The organism is Tatumella sp. JGM130 (genome assembly GCF_018257525.1).
Classification (GTDB): domain Bacteria; phylum Pseudomonadota; class Gammaproteobacteria; order Enterobacterales; family Enterobacteriaceae; genus Tatumella; species Tatumella punctata.
On the sequence record NZ_JAERJS010000002.1, the window covers coordinates 134017 to 151244 of the forward strand.

The 17228-nt window shown below is 53.6% G+C and carries 12 protein-coding genes and 1 pseudogene; 8 read left to right on the top strand and 5 right to left on the bottom strand.

The genetic code is table 11. The features are described from left to right. Positions 1-4: 4 nt before the first annotated feature. Positions 5-676, bottom strand: coding sequence for a siderophore-iron reductase FhuF (gene fhuF, locus JK211_RS01600; RefSeq protein ID WP_212706918.1), 672 nt, complete (start codon positions 674-676; stop codon positions 5-7). Between the two features lie 157 nt (positions 677-833). On the opposite strand from fhuF, the gene JK211_RS01605 reads away from it, so the two are divergent. Then, positions 834-3035 (top strand): TonB-dependent siderophore receptor, encoded by a 2202-nt coding sequence (locus tag JK211_RS01605; protein WP_249213252.1) that lies wholly within the window; start codon positions 834-836, stop codon positions 3033-3035. Between the two features lie 64 nt (positions 3036-3099). After that, on the top strand, positions 3100-4740 hold the full coding sequence (locus JK211_RS01610; RefSeq protein WP_212706919.1) for a multidrug ABC transporter permease/ATP-binding protein: 1641 nt from the start codon (positions 3100-3102) through the stop codon (positions 4738-4740). A gap of 44 nt (positions 4741-4784) precedes the next feature. Here the strand turns inward: JK211_RS01610 and JK211_RS01615 are convergent, their stop codons facing one another. The 3 genes from JK211_RS01615 to JK211_RS01625 are packed head-to-tail and all read right to left on the bottom strand — an operon-like array spanning position 4785 to position 8310. After that, on the bottom strand, positions 4785-6140 hold the full coding sequence (locus JK211_RS01615) for a cytochrome c (RefSeq protein WP_212706920.1): 1356 nt from the start codon (positions 6138-6140) through the stop codon (positions 4785-4787). Between the two features lie 11 nt (positions 6141-6151). After that, positions 6152-7756, bottom strand: coding sequence for a GMC family oxidoreductase (locus tag JK211_RS01620; protein ID WP_212706921.1), 1605 nt, complete (start codon positions 7754-7756; stop codon positions 6152-6154). A gap of 50 nt (positions 7757-7806) precedes the next feature. Continuing rightward, positions 7807-8310, bottom strand: coding sequence for a sugar dehydrogenase complex small subunit (locus tag JK211_RS01625; protein ID WP_212706922.1), 504 nt, complete (start codon positions 8308-8310; stop codon positions 7807-7809). A gap of 533 nt (positions 8311-8843) precedes the next feature. Here JK211_RS01625 and JK211_RS01630 point away from each other — a divergent pair. Continuing rightward, the gene (locus tag JK211_RS01630) at positions 8844-10019 is read left to right on the top strand and encodes a M20 aminoacylase family protein (protein WP_212706923.1); all 1176 of its coding nucleotides are present in this window, start codon (positions 8844-8846) and stop codon (positions 10017-10019) included. 48 nt (positions 10020-10067) lie between these two features. On the opposite strand, the gene JK211_RS01635 is transcribed toward JK211_RS01630, so the two are convergent. Then, positions 10068-10844 carry a transporter substrate-binding domain-containing protein gene (locus tag JK211_RS01635; protein ID WP_371734563.1) on the bottom strand — a complete coding sequence of 259 codons (777 nt, stop codon included), beginning with the start codon at positions 10842-10844 and terminating at the stop codon, positions 10068-10070. A gap of 425 nt (positions 10845-11269) precedes the next feature. Here JK211_RS01635 and JK211_RS01640 point away from each other — a divergent pair, with 425 nt between their 5' ends. From JK211_RS01640 to JK211_RS01660, 5 genes and pseudogenes are all read left to right on the top strand, one after another. Further along, a complete protein-coding gene (locus JK211_RS01640; protein WP_212706924.1) occupies positions 11270-11803 on the top strand; it encodes a lysozyme inhibitor LprI family protein in 534 nt (177 codons plus the stop codon). 484 nt (positions 11804-12287) lie between these two features. Then, on the top strand, positions 12288-13760 hold the full coding sequence (locus JK211_RS01645) for an aldehyde dehydrogenase (RefSeq protein ID WP_212706925.1): 1473 nt from the start codon (positions 12288-12290) through the stop codon (positions 13758-13760). Positions 13761-13786: 26 nt separating this feature from the next. After that, the gene (locus tag JK211_RS01650; protein ID WP_212706926.1) at positions 13787-14455 is read left to right on the top strand and encodes a haloacid dehalogenase type II; all 669 of its coding nucleotides are present in this window, start codon (positions 13787-13789) and stop codon (positions 14453-14455) included. A gap of 16 nt (positions 14456-14471) precedes the next feature. Further along, positions 14472-15749 (top strand): FAD-binding oxidoreductase, encoded by a 1278-nt coding sequence (locus JK211_RS01655; protein WP_212706927.1) that lies wholly within the window; start codon positions 14472-14474, stop codon positions 15747-15749. 30 nt (positions 15750-15779) lie between these two features. Beyond that, positions 15780-17217: pseudogene (locus JK211_RS01660) on the top strand (ABC transporter substrate-binding protein). Positions 17218-17228 lie beyond the last annotated feature (11 nt).

The following is a 17228-nucleotide window of genomic DNA, read 5'->3' on the forward strand; positions in this document are numbered from 1 at the left end:
CGGATTAACTGTTTTCGCTTTTCAGCAGCGGACAGGACGGGCACTTCTGATGCCCGTCGAGCCGGAAAATCAGACAACAGTGGCGGCGTTGCTGGCGCGGAGAGCCGTCCGGCCCGCTCAGGGTGCGTAACGGCGCATATAAGCGGTTGACCTGGCCGTCTGGCAGGCGGGGCATGGCGAATAACGCCTCCAGCAACTGTACATCCGCCTGTTTTTCGGCAGCCCGCTGCATTCCCTGCCATAGTCTGACCGCCGCATTACTCCAGAATACGGTCAGATTATGTCCGGCAAAGGTGGCCAGTGTCTGACATACGGGATCAATAAACTGGCTGATCAGCTGTTCCAGCTGCTGTTGCTGCCTGTCGAGGGGTAACTGCGGCCCCGGGGCACCGGCATTCAGCCAGGTCTCCGGGTATCCGTGGTGGTTAAGTTGTAGCTGTCCGTTGAATTCCCATAACGGGCTGGCCCGCTGCTCGCAACACAGCCTCACGGCCCAGTTGATCAGCGTATCGGCAAACAGCCAGTGCGACCACAGGGACAGCCATGCGGCTTTTTCCGACGGGGAATACTGTTGCCAGACGGCGGGCAGCCATGCACCAAAGGCGTCCGGCTGACAAAGGATCCTGGCAGGAACGCCGCTAAACGGCAGTTCAGCCGTAGTATCGGTGACTGACATGGCAAAATTTCCACTGCTGACAATAAAATTCCTGGAATAATAATGCAAATGATAAAGAGTTACATTATTATCCTGCGTTTTGTAGCATTTTTCCGGTAACAGTCAGCGGCAGACATCCGCGAGCTGTACCGGTTTACCAGACAAACCAGGCAGAAAAATGAAAATGAGTGGCAGTAGTTTCACACCCGGTCTGCTCCGCCAGGCCATCCTGATGGCACTTCTTCCGGTCAGTAGTTATGCCCTTGGGGCAGGCCATCCCCCGGGGGATGAAGCCGGAACCGGCAATAATACCTTGCTGGTTACCGCCAGACCGGGGGCAGACACCAATAATGGTCAGGATCCACTGCCGGCATTTCTGGACGGTGGTATTGCCAATGGCGCACGGCTGGGGGTACTGGGGGAACAGAAAGCCCTTGATGTTCCCTTTAATGTGATCAGCTACACCTCAACACTGATAGACAGTCAGCAGGCCCGTACTTTGCAGGATGTGGTAAAAAATGATGCATCGGTGCAGAACGTACGTGGTTATGGCAATTTCTCTCAGGGATTCCGTATCCGCGGGTTTGACCTGCTGGGTGATGATATTGCCCTTAATGGCCTGTACGGGATCCTGCCACGGCAAATTCTTCCTCTGGAAGACGTTGAGCGGGTAGAAATTATTAAAGGTTCCACTGCCTTTATGAATGGTGTCCCTGCCGCAGGGAGCGGTGCCGGGGGCAATATTAATATCGAATCTAAACACGCCACCAGTACGCCGGTCCGGCGTATCAGCGTCGATTATACCTCCCGCCAGCAACCCGGGGTCAGTGCCGATATTGGTCAGCGTTTCGGTGACCGGGACCAGTTTGGTATCCGTGCTAACCTGGTACAGCGCGAAGGTGAAACACAGATTCACCGTGAGAAAGATCGTACCACTGCCGCTTTTCTCGGCCTTGATTACCATGGCGATAAACTGGAGAGTTCACTGGATCTGGGGTACGTAAAATCGACGATCCATAATGGCCGGGCAGGTATCCGGCTGGCGAAGGGGATGACCGAAGTCCCTGATGCGCCGGATCCGCGCACTAACTACGGGCAGTCATGGAGTTACGCAAATTTAACCACCCGTTATGCCTTACTGAAAAATGACTACCACCTGACACCGGACTGGGTATTCTACAGTGCTATCGGGGCTAACCATACCAATGAATGGTCGGCCAGCGGGTCGCCGGTAGTATCAGACCTGAACGGGGATTCCACGATGAGCCGTCTGGATACTCATTACTCTGCCGATACAGTGGCCGGTATGGCCGGGGTCCGCGGGAAATTCCGCACCGGTGATGTCAGCCATCAGGTTAACCTCGGTTATTCCGGTATCTATAATCGGGCAGGCAGCGCCTATCTGATGTCGGGAACTTTCACCGGACCGAATATCTATAACCCTTCGCCGGTAACTGCCGGGCCGATGATTTATTCCGGCGGTAATATGTCGGCACCTTCCGTACGCAGCCGTACCGTCAATAACGGCATTTCCCTGTCAGATACGCTCGGGATACTCGACGACCGCCTGTTATTCACGGCCGGTGCCCGCTACCAGAAACTGCGGGTACGTAACTACCAATACAGTGGTGCGGAAGATACGGCCAGTGCATTTGATGCCCATCGCTGGTCACCGGTCTATGGTGTGGTATGGAAAGCACAGGACTGGCTGTCTCTGTACGCAAACCATACGGAAGGTCTGCAGGCGGCAGCCGTTGCCCCGTCAAATGCGGTGAATGCAGGCCAGGTGCCGGGTATCGGACGTACGCGACAGAACGAAGTCGGGGTTAAAGTACAGCGCGGCACCTTTGGCGGAAACCTGGCCCTGTTTGATATGCGTAAGATGGCGGGCCGTCTGGACAGTGACCAGGTATATCGTCTGACCGGTGAACAGCGTAATCAGGGCATTGAAGTCAATATCTTCGGTGAGCCGATCCTTGGCTGGCGGGTGAATGCCGGCAGCAGCTGGCTGAAACCGGTTATGCACAATACCAGCGACGGATCCAATGGTAAGGATGCTGTAGGCGTACCGCGTAATCAATGGACACTGGGTTCTGAATGGGATATTCCGGGCGTACAGGGCGTCACCTTATCGGGCACCCTGGTGCATACCAGCCGCCAGTATTACGATGTGGCCAATACTATGCCGATACCGGCCTGGACCCGTCTGGACCTCGGGGTACAGTATGTGACCTCACTGCAGGAGACCCGTGTAACCTGGCGCGCCGGGCTGGAAAACGTCACCAACAGAAAATACTGGCAAACCGTCGGTCAGAGTAATGGTTATCTGACCCAGGGGGATCCGCGAACCCTTAAATTATCAATGAGTGTCGATTTCTGATCACTCCCGTTGTTCCTCAGCCCCTGTCCGCCGGCCAGTCCGGCGGCCATTTTTACAGTGAACTATGTCGCTACTACGATCGATTCTGAAACAGCATTTGCTGGCTATCGGCGGAATTATTCTGCTTAACCTGACCAGTGCCTGTCTGGGTATTTTTACCATTGCTTATATTAATCAGACCCTGGCCGATGAAAGCTCGTTATATACCGGGCTGAGCAAGCTGACCGGGCTGCTGATCCTGCTGTTACTGATTACGCTGGCAGCACAGTGGGGACTGACGGCGCTGGGGCATCATTTTATCTGGCAGAAACGCAGCCGGATCATCCGGCAAATGATGGCCACACCACTGGATAAGTTAGAGCAACAGGGGGACGGTGAGTTACTGTCTCTGCTGGGGCCGGATATTCGTAATATCACCCTGGCTTTTGTCCGTCTGCCTGAATTAATTCAGGGAGTCGTGCTGGGCGGGGTGGCGATCGGCTATCTCGGCTATTTATCCCTGCCTGTATCAGGGATAGTGATTATCTGGATGGGGCTGACTTTTTATACCGGTTACCGGATGGTGGCTAAGGTCTATCATCATATCCGCCATGTCCGTGACTATGAGAGCCAGTTGCAGGAGGTCTTCCAGGTGGTTATCCACGGTAAAAAAGAACTGAGCCTGAATCCGGCCAGGGCCCGGCACTTTTATGACCATGATTATCAGCAGGCGGCCCTCGGCTACCGGCAGCATATTATCCGCGCCGACAGTTTTCATATTTCGGCGATTAACTGGTCAAATATCATGATGCTCGGGCTAATCGGGCTGATTTTCCTGGCGTCCCGGTCGCTGGGATGGATCTCCGCCACCACAGCCACATCTTTCTCCCTGACCGTATTATTTTTACGCTCTCCGTTGCTACAGGCGATTGGTGCCTGGCCGACGTTGCTGAGTGGGGAACTGGCCTGGCAAAAAATCAACCAGATATTCCCCGACCGGGCGACGACTGAGCCGCCGCCTGCTACGGCGATCCCTGCCGACTGGCAGATCCTGCGCTGGGAAAATCTCAGCTGGTATTACCCGCAGAGCGGGTTCCGGGTGGGTCCGGTGAATGCCACTCTCAGACGCGGGGAAATTGTATTTATTATCGGTGCCAATGGCTCCGGGAAATCGACCCTTAGTCAGATGCTGGCCGGTTTGTATAAAGATCCTCAGGCGAAAGTCTGGCTGGATAATCAGCCGCTGGACAATACAGGGTTAAAATCTCTGTTTTCGGTGGTATTTACCCGGCCTTATCTGTTTAAAACCCTGTTTGTTGAACCACAGCCGGAGGATCAGGCCCTGACAGAACAGTGGCTGGAAAAAATGCAGCTGGGGGAGAAAATTTATGTCAAGGATCACCAGCTGAGTACGCTGGAACTGTCTCAGGGGCAAAAAAAACGAGTGGCATTGTTACTGGCGCTGGCGGAAAAGCGCGATATTTTGTTTCTTGATGAGTGGGCTGCCGAACAGGATCCCCAGTTCCGGCGCTATTTCTATCGTGAATTGTTGCCGTGGTTAGTGTCGCAGGGCAAAACCCTGCTGATTATCAGTCATGATGATGATTACTTTGATGTCGCAGACCGGGTCCTGCAGATGCAGCAGGGACAGCTTATGGAACTGTCCGCAGCACAGCGGCGGCAGGCTGCCAGAGAGGTACTTGCACAGCCGGTTCAGGGCGGATAAATAAACAGGGGCTGCGCGGGCAGCCCCCGGGAAAGTGACCCGTATCAGCGTTTTTTACGACGGGATCGCCGCACAACACCAGCGATAATCAGCCCGGCAACAATCACCACGGCAGCGATCATTCCGCCCCTGGCTATCGACAACAGCGGGGACGGTGCACCTCCTGCCCGCAGTACTGCGACCCGTTGCGGACTGGTCTGTACCTCCCTGTCACCGAAGGTGCTGAAGATATAATTAACCAGTGTCGAGATTTGCTGATCATTCATACTGCTGCTGAATGACGGCATAGCCTGTCCGTGGTCAGGGGTTAATCCGTCGAGAATCGCCATTACCGCATTATCAGCCACCGGATGCTGCAGCGCCGCATTGCCGTACAGCGCCGGCAATCCGCGGCTGCCCTGGCCCGATAACTGATGGCAGGTTGCACAGTGTTCTGAATAAAGCTGAGCCCCCGGTGAGGCACTGTCGTTCATCAGCGCCAGCTCAGAGACTCGCGGCGGGCTGGCAGGTAACCGGCCCGGCGCGGCATTCTCCGGCTGAGGTGTAGTGGCGCGAATATAGGTCACGATGGCATTAATATCGCTGGCTGACAGTCGGCTAAAGCTTTTATTAATCGCTTCCAGCATCGGACCACCCGCCTGTGAACCGGTCGGTGAATGGCCGGCAGACAGATAGCTGGCCAAATCACTGGCAGACCAGTGACCGATACCGGCATGCATATCCGGGGTGATATTCGGGGCAAACCAGGTACCGAGCGAAGCACCGGCCAGCGCCTGACCCTGTTTCTCGGCCATCAGGGCATTGCGCGGGGTATGGCAGGTTGAACAGTGGGCCAGTCCCTGTACCAGGTAAGCCCCGCGGTTCCAGGCCGCAGACTGACTGCTGTCCTCAGTATAAGGCTTATCCCCCGCAAACAGCAGATTCCACCCGGCCATGGAAAAACGGATATTGAACGGGAACGGCAAGTCGGTGGCCCGGGTTTTTTGATCGACCGGAGCCACAGCCTGCATAAAGTATGCATACAGGGCCTGCATATCCTGATCGGTGATTCTGGCATAAGAGGTATAAGGCATTGCCGGGTACAGGCGGGCACCGTCTTTTCTGATGCCCTGGCGCACTGCTTTTTCGAAATCGGCCAGTGAATAGTCACCGATACCGTCAGTTTTCGACGGGGTGATATTGGTCGATATAATTTTACCGATTGGGGTGGCTATCGCCAGCCCGCCGGCAAAAGGCTTACCGCCATCGGTCGTGTGACAAGCGGCACAGTCCCCGGCGACAGCCAAATATTGCCCTTTTTCAACCAGCCGTTGTCCGGCACTATCTTCCGCAAAGGCGGTGCTGGTCAGCACCAGCCCGCTGAGCGCAGCCGCAATGCTCAGAGAAAGCAATCTTTTCATCGGCGATCCCCTCAGAGTTTGCCAAGAATGGCGTCAGCAGTACGTAAACCGAGCGCACAGGCAGTCAGCGTTGAGTTGGCTGTTGCCACTGTCGGCATCACCCCGGTAGAAACCATGTACAGATTATCGAATTCCCAGGCTTTTCCTGTCGGGTCAGTCACTGAGGTTTTTTCATCGTGGCCCATGGCCAGGGTGCCGGTAATATGCTGGTTATTACTGTAAACGCCGGGCGGTGAATAGCGGACATCCGTGGCACCCAGCAGACTGGCAATTTCTGCGTACACTTTCAGGGAGTGCTGCATACCTCTTTCGATATACCCGTCATAGGAATAAGAGAATGCCGGTACCGGTAAGCCCAGAGCATCTTTTTTACGGGTACTGAGCATGGTGCGGTTATCAGGATCTGGTAATTGTTCGAGCACGTTTTTAATACTCAGTTCATGGGATGCACGGTAGACAATGGCATTATCGAGGTCTGCGCCGGTCAGTCCTTCTTTAATTGCCCCGGCAGTGACTCCGGCAACCCGTGATGAGTTAGAAATATCAATACGGAATGCGGCCGATTCGGAACGGAATGCACCGTCACGTAATTGCTGAATAGATGACGGGCTCATCGGGCCCCGGCCCGGCCAGAGTGGCTCATCCACATAAAAGGTGGCAGAGTTTGAGGGATGATCCATCAGGTTACGCCCCAGCTGATCATAGTTATTACACAGACCCCGGGGGTTTTTATCATCTGCCGACAGCATCAGGATACGCGGTATTTCTATCGCATTTGCGGCCATCACAAAAACGTCCGCGGTCACCCGATGGGATTGTTTATTCCAGTCGTAGTAATGCAGCGCGGTGATTTTGCCGTGACCGTTGTGTTCAAGTTTATAGACCACCGCCTGCGGAATCAGCTCTACTCCGGCTATTTCTGCCGCTGTGGCGGCGATCCCCCCGTGATACTGTGCATCAATCGGGCAAACCGGCATACAGTTGTTGTTACCGCAACACTGGGGACGGCCATCATAAGGAACCGAATTACGGCCGGTGGTATTGGTCAGCACTTCGTAACGGGGGGCCAGACGTGCGGTCACCCGCTGTTCAAGGTAAGACATGGTAACGCCCGGCATCGGGTAAGGGTGCCGGCGTGGTGAATATTTAGCCATAGCGTCCGGGCCGGAGACTCCCCACAGCAGTTCCGCTTCGTAATAGTAGGGTTCCAGGTCCTCGTAACTGATCGGCCAGTCGCGGCCGACGCCGTACAGGGATTTCAGACGGAAATCGTTGGGTAACAAGCGCCAGGCTTGTGCTGCCCAGTGCCAGCTGGTACCGCCGACGACCCTCAGATATTCCGGCTTATAAGCTTTCGGCCCGGTCTGGTCCAGGTAGCCGTTATCTTCCGGTTTATAGTCGGGGAACGGGGCGATTTCTGAATTCGGGTAAGGGGCGATAAAATCGTCTTTACGGGCCGAGTGGCGAAAATTATTGACGATTTGATCACGCTGGATGCGCGGGCCGGCTTCCAGCATCAGGACCTTGCGACCGGCCAGCGCCAGTTTTCGGGCGGTCAGGGAACCGACAACACCGGAGCCGACCACAACGATATCGGCAGAAATAGTTTCAGACATTCTGATCACTTCTCACAGGATAAAATTTAACAGTTCACCGGCAGGGCCGGTTAAAAAGGTCTGGCCGCCCAGCTGCCATAAGCGCCATAGGCGTAAGTCGGGGGGTTAAGCACCGCGGCAACCTGCTGGTTTGCCAGGTCATCAACGTACGCCACACAAATGGCTTTATCACCGCTTCCGGCAATCCCCAGGTACCAGCCCGTCAGGATCAGCGCCGGTAAGTCAGCCAGATCGGTCACACGACTGTCGGCGGCCAGCCGCGTTTTCAGGGCCGCTGCAGGGACTGAATTCTGAGTGACCCACTGTTTCAGACGTGACAGACGTTGCGGGAACTGGCTATCAATGTGGCTGAAAGCAGCAAACAGCGCGCGACTGTATTCTGCAGGCAGAGTGTTACGGCCGGTTAACAGCATGGAGATATCACTAAAGTCGCTATTGTCAGGTGTGTCGGCGAAAGCCGGTAGTATCGCTGACGGTAGCAGTGATGTGGCAGCCAGCGCGCCCATTCCCTGCAATATTCGCCTGCGCGATATCTTATTAAACATATCAATCATTCACATTTCCTGATGTTATTTATAGTGTTCAGCAAAGGGTGTAACCACGACATTGTTATTCCAGTGACAAAAAATAGTGATCATCACAATGATAACGCCGGTAAGTATAATCATCTGGTTAACTATTATGTACAGGATATTTAACAGGTGCCGGAGAGTGTCCGGCAGCGTTACCGGACGGGATTATCTTTTTGTGGTAGCGTTTACACTCGATGTTTTATCAGGGTTAATAAAAATAAAAAGCCAAATCAAGATGTTGTATATTTTTGAACCAAAAAACAAAAATGTCTCATTTATGTTAATTTTTCTGCATTGGCCTGATAAAGAGTAATGTAACAAAGTAATACTCTTTTTAAGGTTACCGGTAACATTATCTTGCTGTCAGCCGGTATCTGGCGATGAGCCGGTCATCAGAATCATGACTTTCATCGACGGACTGTCAGTGATCTGAAAGTTAATTATGATTAAGTATTTATCGGGCCCTGATATGCTGTTGATGATGCAAACACAACCTATAAAAAGAGAGATACACTATGTCTGATGTTGTTATCCCGGCGATTAAACAGTATGAAGAGGAGATGATCGCTATCCGTCGTCATCTGCACGCTCACCCGGAACTCAGTCTGCAGGAATTTGAGACCAGCCAGTTTGTCGCTGAAAAACTGACGGAATGGGGCTACCGGGTGACGCGGGAAATAGGTAAAACCGGGCTGGTGGGGACGCTGAGCAAAGGGCATTCGGCGAAATCTATCGGCCTGCGTGCTGATATGGATGCCTTGCCGATCCAGGAAACCACCGGACTGAGTTATGCCAGTCAGCATCCCGGTAAGATGCATGCCTGTGGTCATGATGGCCATACTACCATTTTACTGTCCGCAGCCAGATATCTGGCCAGTGATGAATGCCGGTTTGATGGTACGGTACATGTGATTTTTCAGCCTGCGGAAGAAGCGATTGGCGGCGCTGATTTGATGATTCAGGACGGATTGTTTGAGCGTTTCCCCTGCGATGCTATCTATGCATTACATAACCGTCCCGGGCTGCCGGCCGGAAAATTTGGTTTCTATGCCGGTCATTTTATGGCCTCGGCTGATACGGTAAAGATCACTCTGCAGGGTAAAGGCGGGCACGGGGCTCACCCGGAAAACACCGTCGACCCGCTGGTGGCCGCCGCCGCGCTGATTATGTCATTACAGACCATTGTCTCGCGTAATGTCACTCCGGGAGAGACGGCGATTGTCACCGTCGGGATGTTGCATGCGGGAGTGGCGTCCAATGTTATTCCCGAAACTGCGGAGATGGAACTGACGGTACGGGCAATGAAACCGGAGGTCAGGGAACTGCTGATCCGCCGTATTCATGAAATCAGTGAACTGACAGCCCGGAGCTACGGTGCCAGGGCGACCCTGCAGGTCTGTGAGTCTTACCCGGTACTGACCAATAGTGCGCAGCACACGGCTGACGCTAAAGCGCTGGCGATTGAAGTCTTTGGCCGCGATGCAGTGGAAGACAATATTATTCCATCCACCGGCAGCGAAGACTTTTCCTTTATGCTGGAAAAACGTCCGGGGTGTTATTTTCTGCTGGGAAATGACAGCCCGCAGGGGCAGGGCTGTTCACTGCATAACCCGGGGTATGACTTTAATGACCAGATTATTTCTGCGGGGGCGTCTTTCTTCGTCAGGCTGGTACAACGGCATTGCTGCTGAGAGGTAAGCCGATAAGGGCTCTCCCCGGTACGGATACCGGGGAAAGACTTACTGTGGCGGATAGACGCTGAAGGTAAAATACTTTTTTTCGATACGCGCATATTCACCGCTTTTATGGATCGCGGCGATAGCATTATTAATTAAGGTCAGACGGGCAGTATCACCTTGACGTAAGCCGATCCCGGAACCCTGCCCGAAAAACACCTTATCTTCCGGCTGTGCACTGACAGAATAACCTTTCCCCTGCGGTGTTTTCAGAAAACCGTTATCTGCGGTGACGGCATCTGTCAGGGTGCCGTCCAGCCGGCCGGCAACCAGATCCGGGTAGATTGCATCCTGATTAGGATAGGAGACGACCTGTACCCCGGCCGGGGCCCATTTTGCTTTTGCCCAGGCTTCCTGGGTGGTTCCCTGGGCAACCCCGATAGTTTTTCCTTTCAGCGTTGCCAGGTCATCGGTGATATGGCTACCGTCAGCCACCACCAGTGCATTCGGTGTATGATAAATCATGTCCGAGAAAGCAATTTGTTGCTGGCGTTTCTCGGTACGGGACATAGAAGAGAGGATGGCATCAAATTTTTTCGCTTGCAGTGCCGGAATCAAACCGTCGAAGCTGAGCTCTGTCCATTGGCAGGTCACCTGTGCCTGTTTACAGATAGCGTTACCGAGATCAATATCGAATCCCTGTAATTTGCCTTCTGCTGTTTTAAATTCAAAGGGCGGAAAGGTGGGATCCACGGCAAAGCGCAATACGTCAGCAGCGCTGGCAATACCGCTGATACCTAACAAACCGGCCAGCCCACAGGCAGAAATGATTTTTTTCACTGATGATTACCTTATTAATTATAATACCCTGTTATCCGGCAACCGGAGGTTACCCGGCCCTGTATTCTTAATTCTGCTGCAGTCTGTCCTCTGCAACCTGTATTTCAATAACAGAACAGAAAGTAACGGTCAACAGGGATTAAGCGCAATCAGAACAGGGGGAGAGCATCGGCTGACGCAATAAATATGAGCGGTAAATCCCCGCATAGACAACGTGCCGCCTGAGTGCGTTTTGCCCTGCGGAACAGACTGCCAGGAATACGCTCGTGCGCTTTGCACTTATTCGCCACCGTGTTCAGCCAGGCGAAACGGCAGAGAGCGGGCTGACTTTTTATACCCTGTATATACACCTGTGCCCTGGCTGGCTTACCCGCAGCAGGACAGCACGCTGTTCAGGGTGGCTGACGGGCAGCACCTGAAGGCGTATGTGGATAAATCCCGGCAACGGGCGGCAGTATGTGCACAAATCTCAGGTTAAAACTTTAGAAGGTAAGTTGACTTACAACGCTGAAGGAAATGATATTTCATCATCTCTATATGATAGCCGGGTTATTCACTGGACGGGTAATGATCTTTCAGGCGTAATACCTGGTCGTGGTTATGATATGGGGGGACGTACTGAGAACGATGTATATAATGATATGATTGCATCAGGCATACCTAACCCTCAGGCTGTTAAAATATCAAAATGCGCAGGACTTAAAGGCGTTGCTGCTCGTGATCATGTAAGTACTGTTCATTCTGCATATATAAATGATGAATCTTTAAAGCAGGCGTTAGTAAACAACATTAAAACGTCCCAGAGGGATTGGATTAAATTCAGGGATTCTGATTGTAAGTTATACTCATTCCAGATAGATAACAAAAGCCCGGCATATCAAACGACCGTCAATCAGTGTGTTGCAAAAATGTCAGAAACCAGAGGGGAAGAGTTGGCTGAGCTTTCTGGCAACATGTAAGCTATGGAAATAAATTTTAAAAGGGTCTTTCTGAGATCCTTTTTTATGTTTTTAACTTCCATATCCCGCTCTTTTTGTAAAATGTCGTATTTTGCAGCTTCGCTCCCATTGGGAAAAAATGTTGGACCTTGTTATGCCTGCGGGTCTTGAGCGGAGTGCTTCACATGCATAGCACTCCACTCTGTCTAAAAAACACCCTTAACGCAGGATGTTTTCCGTTTTCCGGCCAGAACCCGGACAGCTTCTTTTTAGTGCATTCCTTCTGCGGTTGCATTATTTTGGTGTTTTTATCAAATCATTTAAAAACAGCAGGTTATATTTATTCTTTGCGATTGATTTCAAATTTATCGTCTGTTCGGCAGGAAATTTTTTTCCGTCCCCGTTAAACGCATTTTATTTCGCAAAATATCTGGCACGCATTCTGCATTATCCAGTCAGACGGTATTTTCATTGTTTGTACTGCATGACTGAATAAGGTGTGTCTATGTTAAGTTTCGACCCGAATAAGGTTGAGTTCAGCACCGGGAATTATATTGACGGACAGTATTGTCATAAAAACCAGGGGCAGATTCCGGTACACCGGCCATCTGACGGACAAAGCTATGCCGATATTCCGGAAAGCGGTGCACAGGTGGTTGCTCAGGCGGTTGAAATAGCGGAACAGCAACGTATCCGCAGCGGCTGGTCAGAAGCATCGCCACGTCAGCGCGGGGCGGTATTACGCCGCTGGGCCGATTTAATTGAAGCCGATGCGCCTTATCTTGGCCAGCTCGAAGCTCTGGGATCAACACGGCCGATCAGCGACGTGATTCATCACGAAATTCCCTTTACGGCAGAAGCGATCCGTTTTTACGGCGAATGTGCGGATAAATACAGCGGTGACCTGTTACCGACCCGTAAAGACAGCCTCGGGATGCTGGTGCCTGAACCTTACGGGGTGGTCGGGGCGATTACTCCGTGGAACTTCCCGTTATCGATGGCGTCGTGGAAATGCGGACCGGCGCTGGCGGCGGGCAACGGGGTGGTGCTGAAACCTTCAGAACTGACGCCATTTTCCACCCTGCGGCTGGCCGAATTGGCAGTACAGGCCGGCCTGCCTGCCGGGGTACTGAATATTGTTCAGGGCAGCGGCAGGCATACCGGCAGTGCACTGGTGAAACATCCGCAGGTCCGCAAGGTTTCCTTTACCGGTTCGACGGCGACCGGGGCGCAAATCATGAGTGACGCCGGATTTAATGGTATGAAGCCTGTCACCCTCGAACTGGGCGGTAAAAGCCCGCAACTGGTCTTTAACGATGCCGGTGACCCGGCAGAGGTGGCCGCGCGGATCCTGCGCGGATTTACCGCCAATGGCGGCCAGGCCTGTGTTGCCGGAACACGGCTGGTTGTGCAGCGTGGTATCGCCCCGGCACTGATCGATCATCTGCTGCAGTTATGTCAGTCATTCCGTCCCGCCAATACCTGGCAGGGATCCTGCCAATACTCCCCGTTAATCGACCAGCGTCAGGGCGAGAAAGTGCAGCGTCTGGTGCAGCAGTGTTGTGAACAGGGCGGGGAAATTCTGACCGGCGGCCAGCGCTTTGCCGGGACAGAACAGGGCTGGTTCTGGCAGCCAACCCTGCTGAGCGGCGTGGCAGCGGATAACTGTGCGGTGCAGGAAGAGATTTTTGGTCCGGTACTGACGGTGCAGTATTTCGATGACGAAGATGAAGGGATCGCCCTGGCACAGCATGAAACCTATGGCCTGTGTGCCGGAGTACATACCCTCAGTTTACCGGTGGCGATGCGGGCCATGCAGTCGCTGAATGCGGGCACCGTATGGATTAACCGTTATGGCCGCAGTGGTGACTTTATTATTCCGACCGGCGGATTTATGGGGTCGGGTATCGGTAAAGATCTGGGACGTCAGGCTTTCCAGGCCTGTCAGCGCCAGAAAAGTGTACTGATCGATTTTTAGTTCTGTCTGTTAACGGAGACCACGCTATGCCTGTGTTTACCCCGAAGTTTATTACCTTTGACTGCTACGGCACCCTGATTAATTTTGATATGGCAGGTGCCGCACGCCGCTGTTTTGCCGACCGGGTCGGGGCAGATGTTATGCCGGCCTTTATCAGCGACTTTGCCCGTTTTCGGTTAGATGAAGTGCTGGGAGCCTGGAAACCTTACTATGAGGTGGTCAGTAATGCCCTGCAAAGAGCCTGTCATAAATGGAAAGCCGAATGGCAACCGGCCGACAGTGATTTTATTTATGCCGACTGTAAAACCTGGACTGCACATCCGGATGTGCCCGGCGGGCTGCAAAAAATTGCCTCTGAGATCCCGTTAGTACTGCTGACCAACTCTATGAACGATTTGATACCCCACCATGTACCGCGGCTGGGGGCGCCGATATATATGACCATCACCGCCGAGGAGACCGGCGCTTACAAGCCGGCGATGCGTGGTTTTGAATATATGCTCGACAAACTGGGCTGCGGACCGGACCAGATCCTGCATGTTTCCTCCAGCCTGCGTTACGATCTGATGACCGCCCATGATCTGGGGATCACCCATAAAGTCTTCGTTAACCGCGGTCATGAACCCGGCTGTCCTGAATATGGTTACAGTGAAATTCAGGATATCAGCGAACTGCCCGCAATCGTCGGTCTGTGACAGGAGTGTAATCCCCATGAAACTGGAATCATTCTGGCAACACACCGCCCCGGAATTTCACGGGGGATGTCAGCAACCGTTACCCGCCAGGGCGGATGTGGTGGTGATCGGTGCCGGGTTCAGTGGCATCTCAGCGGCTCGTCAGCTCGCCCGCCAGGGACTGGAGGTGGTGGTGCTGGAAAGGGAGCAGGTGATGAGCCAGGCTTCCGGGCGGAACGGCGGCCACTGTAACAGTGGCGTGGCACAGAATTTTGCGGCACTGGTAGCAAAGAAAGGACTGGAGACCGCCACCAGATTTTACCGTGCTTACGATGATGCGGTCAGTTATGTGCAATCTCTGATCAGCGAAGAGTCTATCGATTGTGATTTCCGCCTGTGCGGCAAAATAAAACTGGCGAGTAAACCCGGCCATTTCGCCTCCCTGCAGTCAGCCGCCGAACTGATGCGCAAAACCGTCGATCCGGAGGTGGAATTACTCTCTGCCAGTGAGATCCGCGATGAAGTCGGCAGTGATGCTTTCCACGGGGGATTACTGCAAAGGCGTGGCGGGCAGATGCATATGGGCAAATTCGGGACCGGGCTGGCAGAGTCTGCCGCCAGCGCCGGGGCCCGGATTTTTGAACAGCACGAAGTCACCGGACTGACCCGGCTGGCAGGTTATCAGCACCGGGTGACTACGGCGCACGGCAGTATTGTTGCCGATAAAGTCCTGCTGACCTCCGGCTGTTCAAACCAGGGGCCTTTCCCGTGGTTTCAGCGGCGGATTGTGCCGGTCGGCAGTTTTATTATCACTACAGCCCCCCTGGCGGCACAGACCTTACAGCGTCTGTTGCCAAAAGACCGCACTTATGTCACCTCGATGAATATCGGTAATTATTTCCGTACCACCGCTGACCGGCGGCTGGTGTTTGGTGGCCGGGCCCGTTTCTCTGTCAGTAATCCCGCACAGGACCAGCGCAGCGGCGACATCCTGCGCACCTCAATGCAACGTCTGTTTCCGCAACTGGCAGATACGCCTGTCGACTATTGCTGGGGCGGGATGGTGGATATGAGCGCCGATCGGCTGCCCCATGCGGGTGAGCAGGACGGACTGTTTTACACCATGGGTTATAGCGGACACGGCACTCAGATGTCCGTATTGATGGGAAAAGTGATGGCAGACCTGATCAGCGGCGCCTCTGACAACAACCCATGGCAAAGCCATGGCTGGCCGGCGGTGCCGGGGTATTTTGGCAAGCCCTGGTTTCTGCCCCTGACCGGACTGTATTACCAAACGAAAGATCGCCTGTTCTGACAACAAAAATCGTGATGTGGAGAGGATCGGATGAAAAAAGATAACGGACAGTCCCTGAGTCATGTTCAGCTGAATAGCCTGCTGCAAAAGGGGTCTTTATCGCGGCGTAGTCTGCTGAAAATGTTATCTGCCGGGGCGGTACTCAGCAGCGGAATTATTGGTTTTCCTGAACTGGCCATCGCCGAAAGCGCTCCGCTAAAAGGCGGTAAAATGCGTGCGGCCATGTCCAACTCATCGGCCACTGATACTCTGGACCCGGCCAAAGCCAATAACAGTGCCGATTACACCCGCCAGTTTATGTTTTACAACGCCCTGACCGAAATTGATGATCAGCTGGTGGCAAAACCGGCACTGGCATCATCGGTGCATTCTGATGACGGCATCAGCTGGCAGATTACCCTGCGGCCGGGGGTCAGTTTCCACCACGGAAAATCCCTGACCGCAGACGATGTGGTCTGGTCGCTGGCCCGCCATAAAGACCCGGCGGTGGCGTCGAATGTGTTTGCCCTGGCACAGCAATTTAAAACTATTTCGGCGGTTAACCCTCAGCAAGTCTCGATTGTGCTGGAAGGCGCTAACGCACCTTGACCAGCTGGAACTGCTGGGGGTGTCTGACCAGGCGGCGCGGGTGAATGGCCTGATGTCCGGTGACCTGCATATCTGTTCAGCCATCAGTCCCGGCTATGCCCGACAGCTGAATGCCAGCGGCGGGCAGTGCAAAATTCTGGAGAGTAAGTCCGGGATGTATACGGACCTGATTATCCGTACCGATACGGCACCGGGCAGCAACCCTGATTTTGTGATGGCGATGAAGTATCTGCAGCCGCGTGAAATGATGGTGAAAACGGCCCTGCAGGGATACGGCACGGTCGCCAATGATACCCCGGTTCCGCCGTGGCACCCCCTGTATAACGCTGATCTGAAACCCCGGCCGGTCGATACAGATAAAGCCCGTTTTTACCTGAAAAAAGCGGGTATGGAAGGGGCCAGGGTGGAGGTTATTACCGCGCCGACCCTCGACGGTGCCATCGAAGGCGGCCTGATGATGCAAAACATCGCACAGCAGGCCGGACTGAACCTGAATGTACGGCGGGTGCCTTATGAAGGTTACTGGTCGGCCCACTGGATGAAAGATCCTGTCGGCTATGGGTCGATTAACCCGCGCCCGACGCTGGATCTCTCGTTTTCCCAGTTCTACCTGTCAGGGTCGGCCAATAACGAATCAAAATGGAAAAATCCGCAATTTGACCAGTTAGTGGTTGCAGCGCGCGGGGTGCAGGATCCGGTCAAACGCAAACAGATGTACGACGATATGCAGACGCTGATTTATGACCACTGCGGTACGCTGATCCCGATGTTTGTCAGTTCACTGGATGGCTACAGCAGCAAGGTTCAGGGGCTGAAAGCATGGCCTGCGGGAATGATGATGGGTTACCGCTTCCATGAGAATGTCTGGCTGTCTGCCTGAGTAAGGAGTGT

Coding starts and splice junctions, on each gene's coding strand:
- JK211_RS01605 (WP_249213252.1), top strand. CDS start 834: ATGAAAATGAGTGGCAGTAGTTTCACACCCGGTCTGCTCCGCCAGGCC.
- JK211_RS01620 (WP_212706921.1), bottom strand. CDS start 7,756: ATGTCTGAAACTATTTCTGCCGATATCGTTGTGGTCGGCTCCGGTGTT.
- JK211_RS01655 (WP_212706927.1), top strand. CDS start 14,472: ATGAAACTGGAATCATTCTGGCAACACACCGCCCCGGAATTTCACGGG.
- JK211_RS01650 (WP_212706926.1), top strand. CDS start 13,787: ATGCCTGTGTTTACCCCGAAGTTTATTACCTTTGACTGCTACGGCACC.
- JK211_RS01615 (WP_212706920.1), bottom strand. CDS start 6,140: ATGAAAAGATTGCTTTCTCTGAGCATTGCGGCTGCGCTCAGCGGGCTG.
- JK211_RS01610 (WP_212706919.1), top strand. CDS start 3,100: ATGTCGCTACTACGATCGATTCTGAAACAGCATTTGCTGGCTATCGGC.
- JK211_RS01640 (WP_212706924.1), top strand. CDS start 11,270: ATGTGGATAAATCCCGGCAACGGGCGGCAGTATGTGCACAAATCTCAG.
- JK211_RS01645 (WP_212706925.1), top strand. CDS start 12,288: ATGTTAAGTTTCGACCCGAATAAGGTTGAGTTCAGCACCGGGAATTAT.
- JK211_RS01630 (WP_212706923.1), top strand. CDS start 8,844: ATGTCTGATGTTGTTATCCCGGCGATTAAACAGTATGAAGAGGAGATG.
- JK211_RS01625 (WP_212706922.1), bottom strand. CDS start 8,310: ATGATTGATATGTTTAATAAGATATCGCGCAGGCGAATATTGCAGGGA.
- fhuF (WP_212706918.1), bottom strand. CDS start 676: ATGTCAGTCACCGATACTACGGCTGAACTGCCGTTTAGCGGCGTTCCT.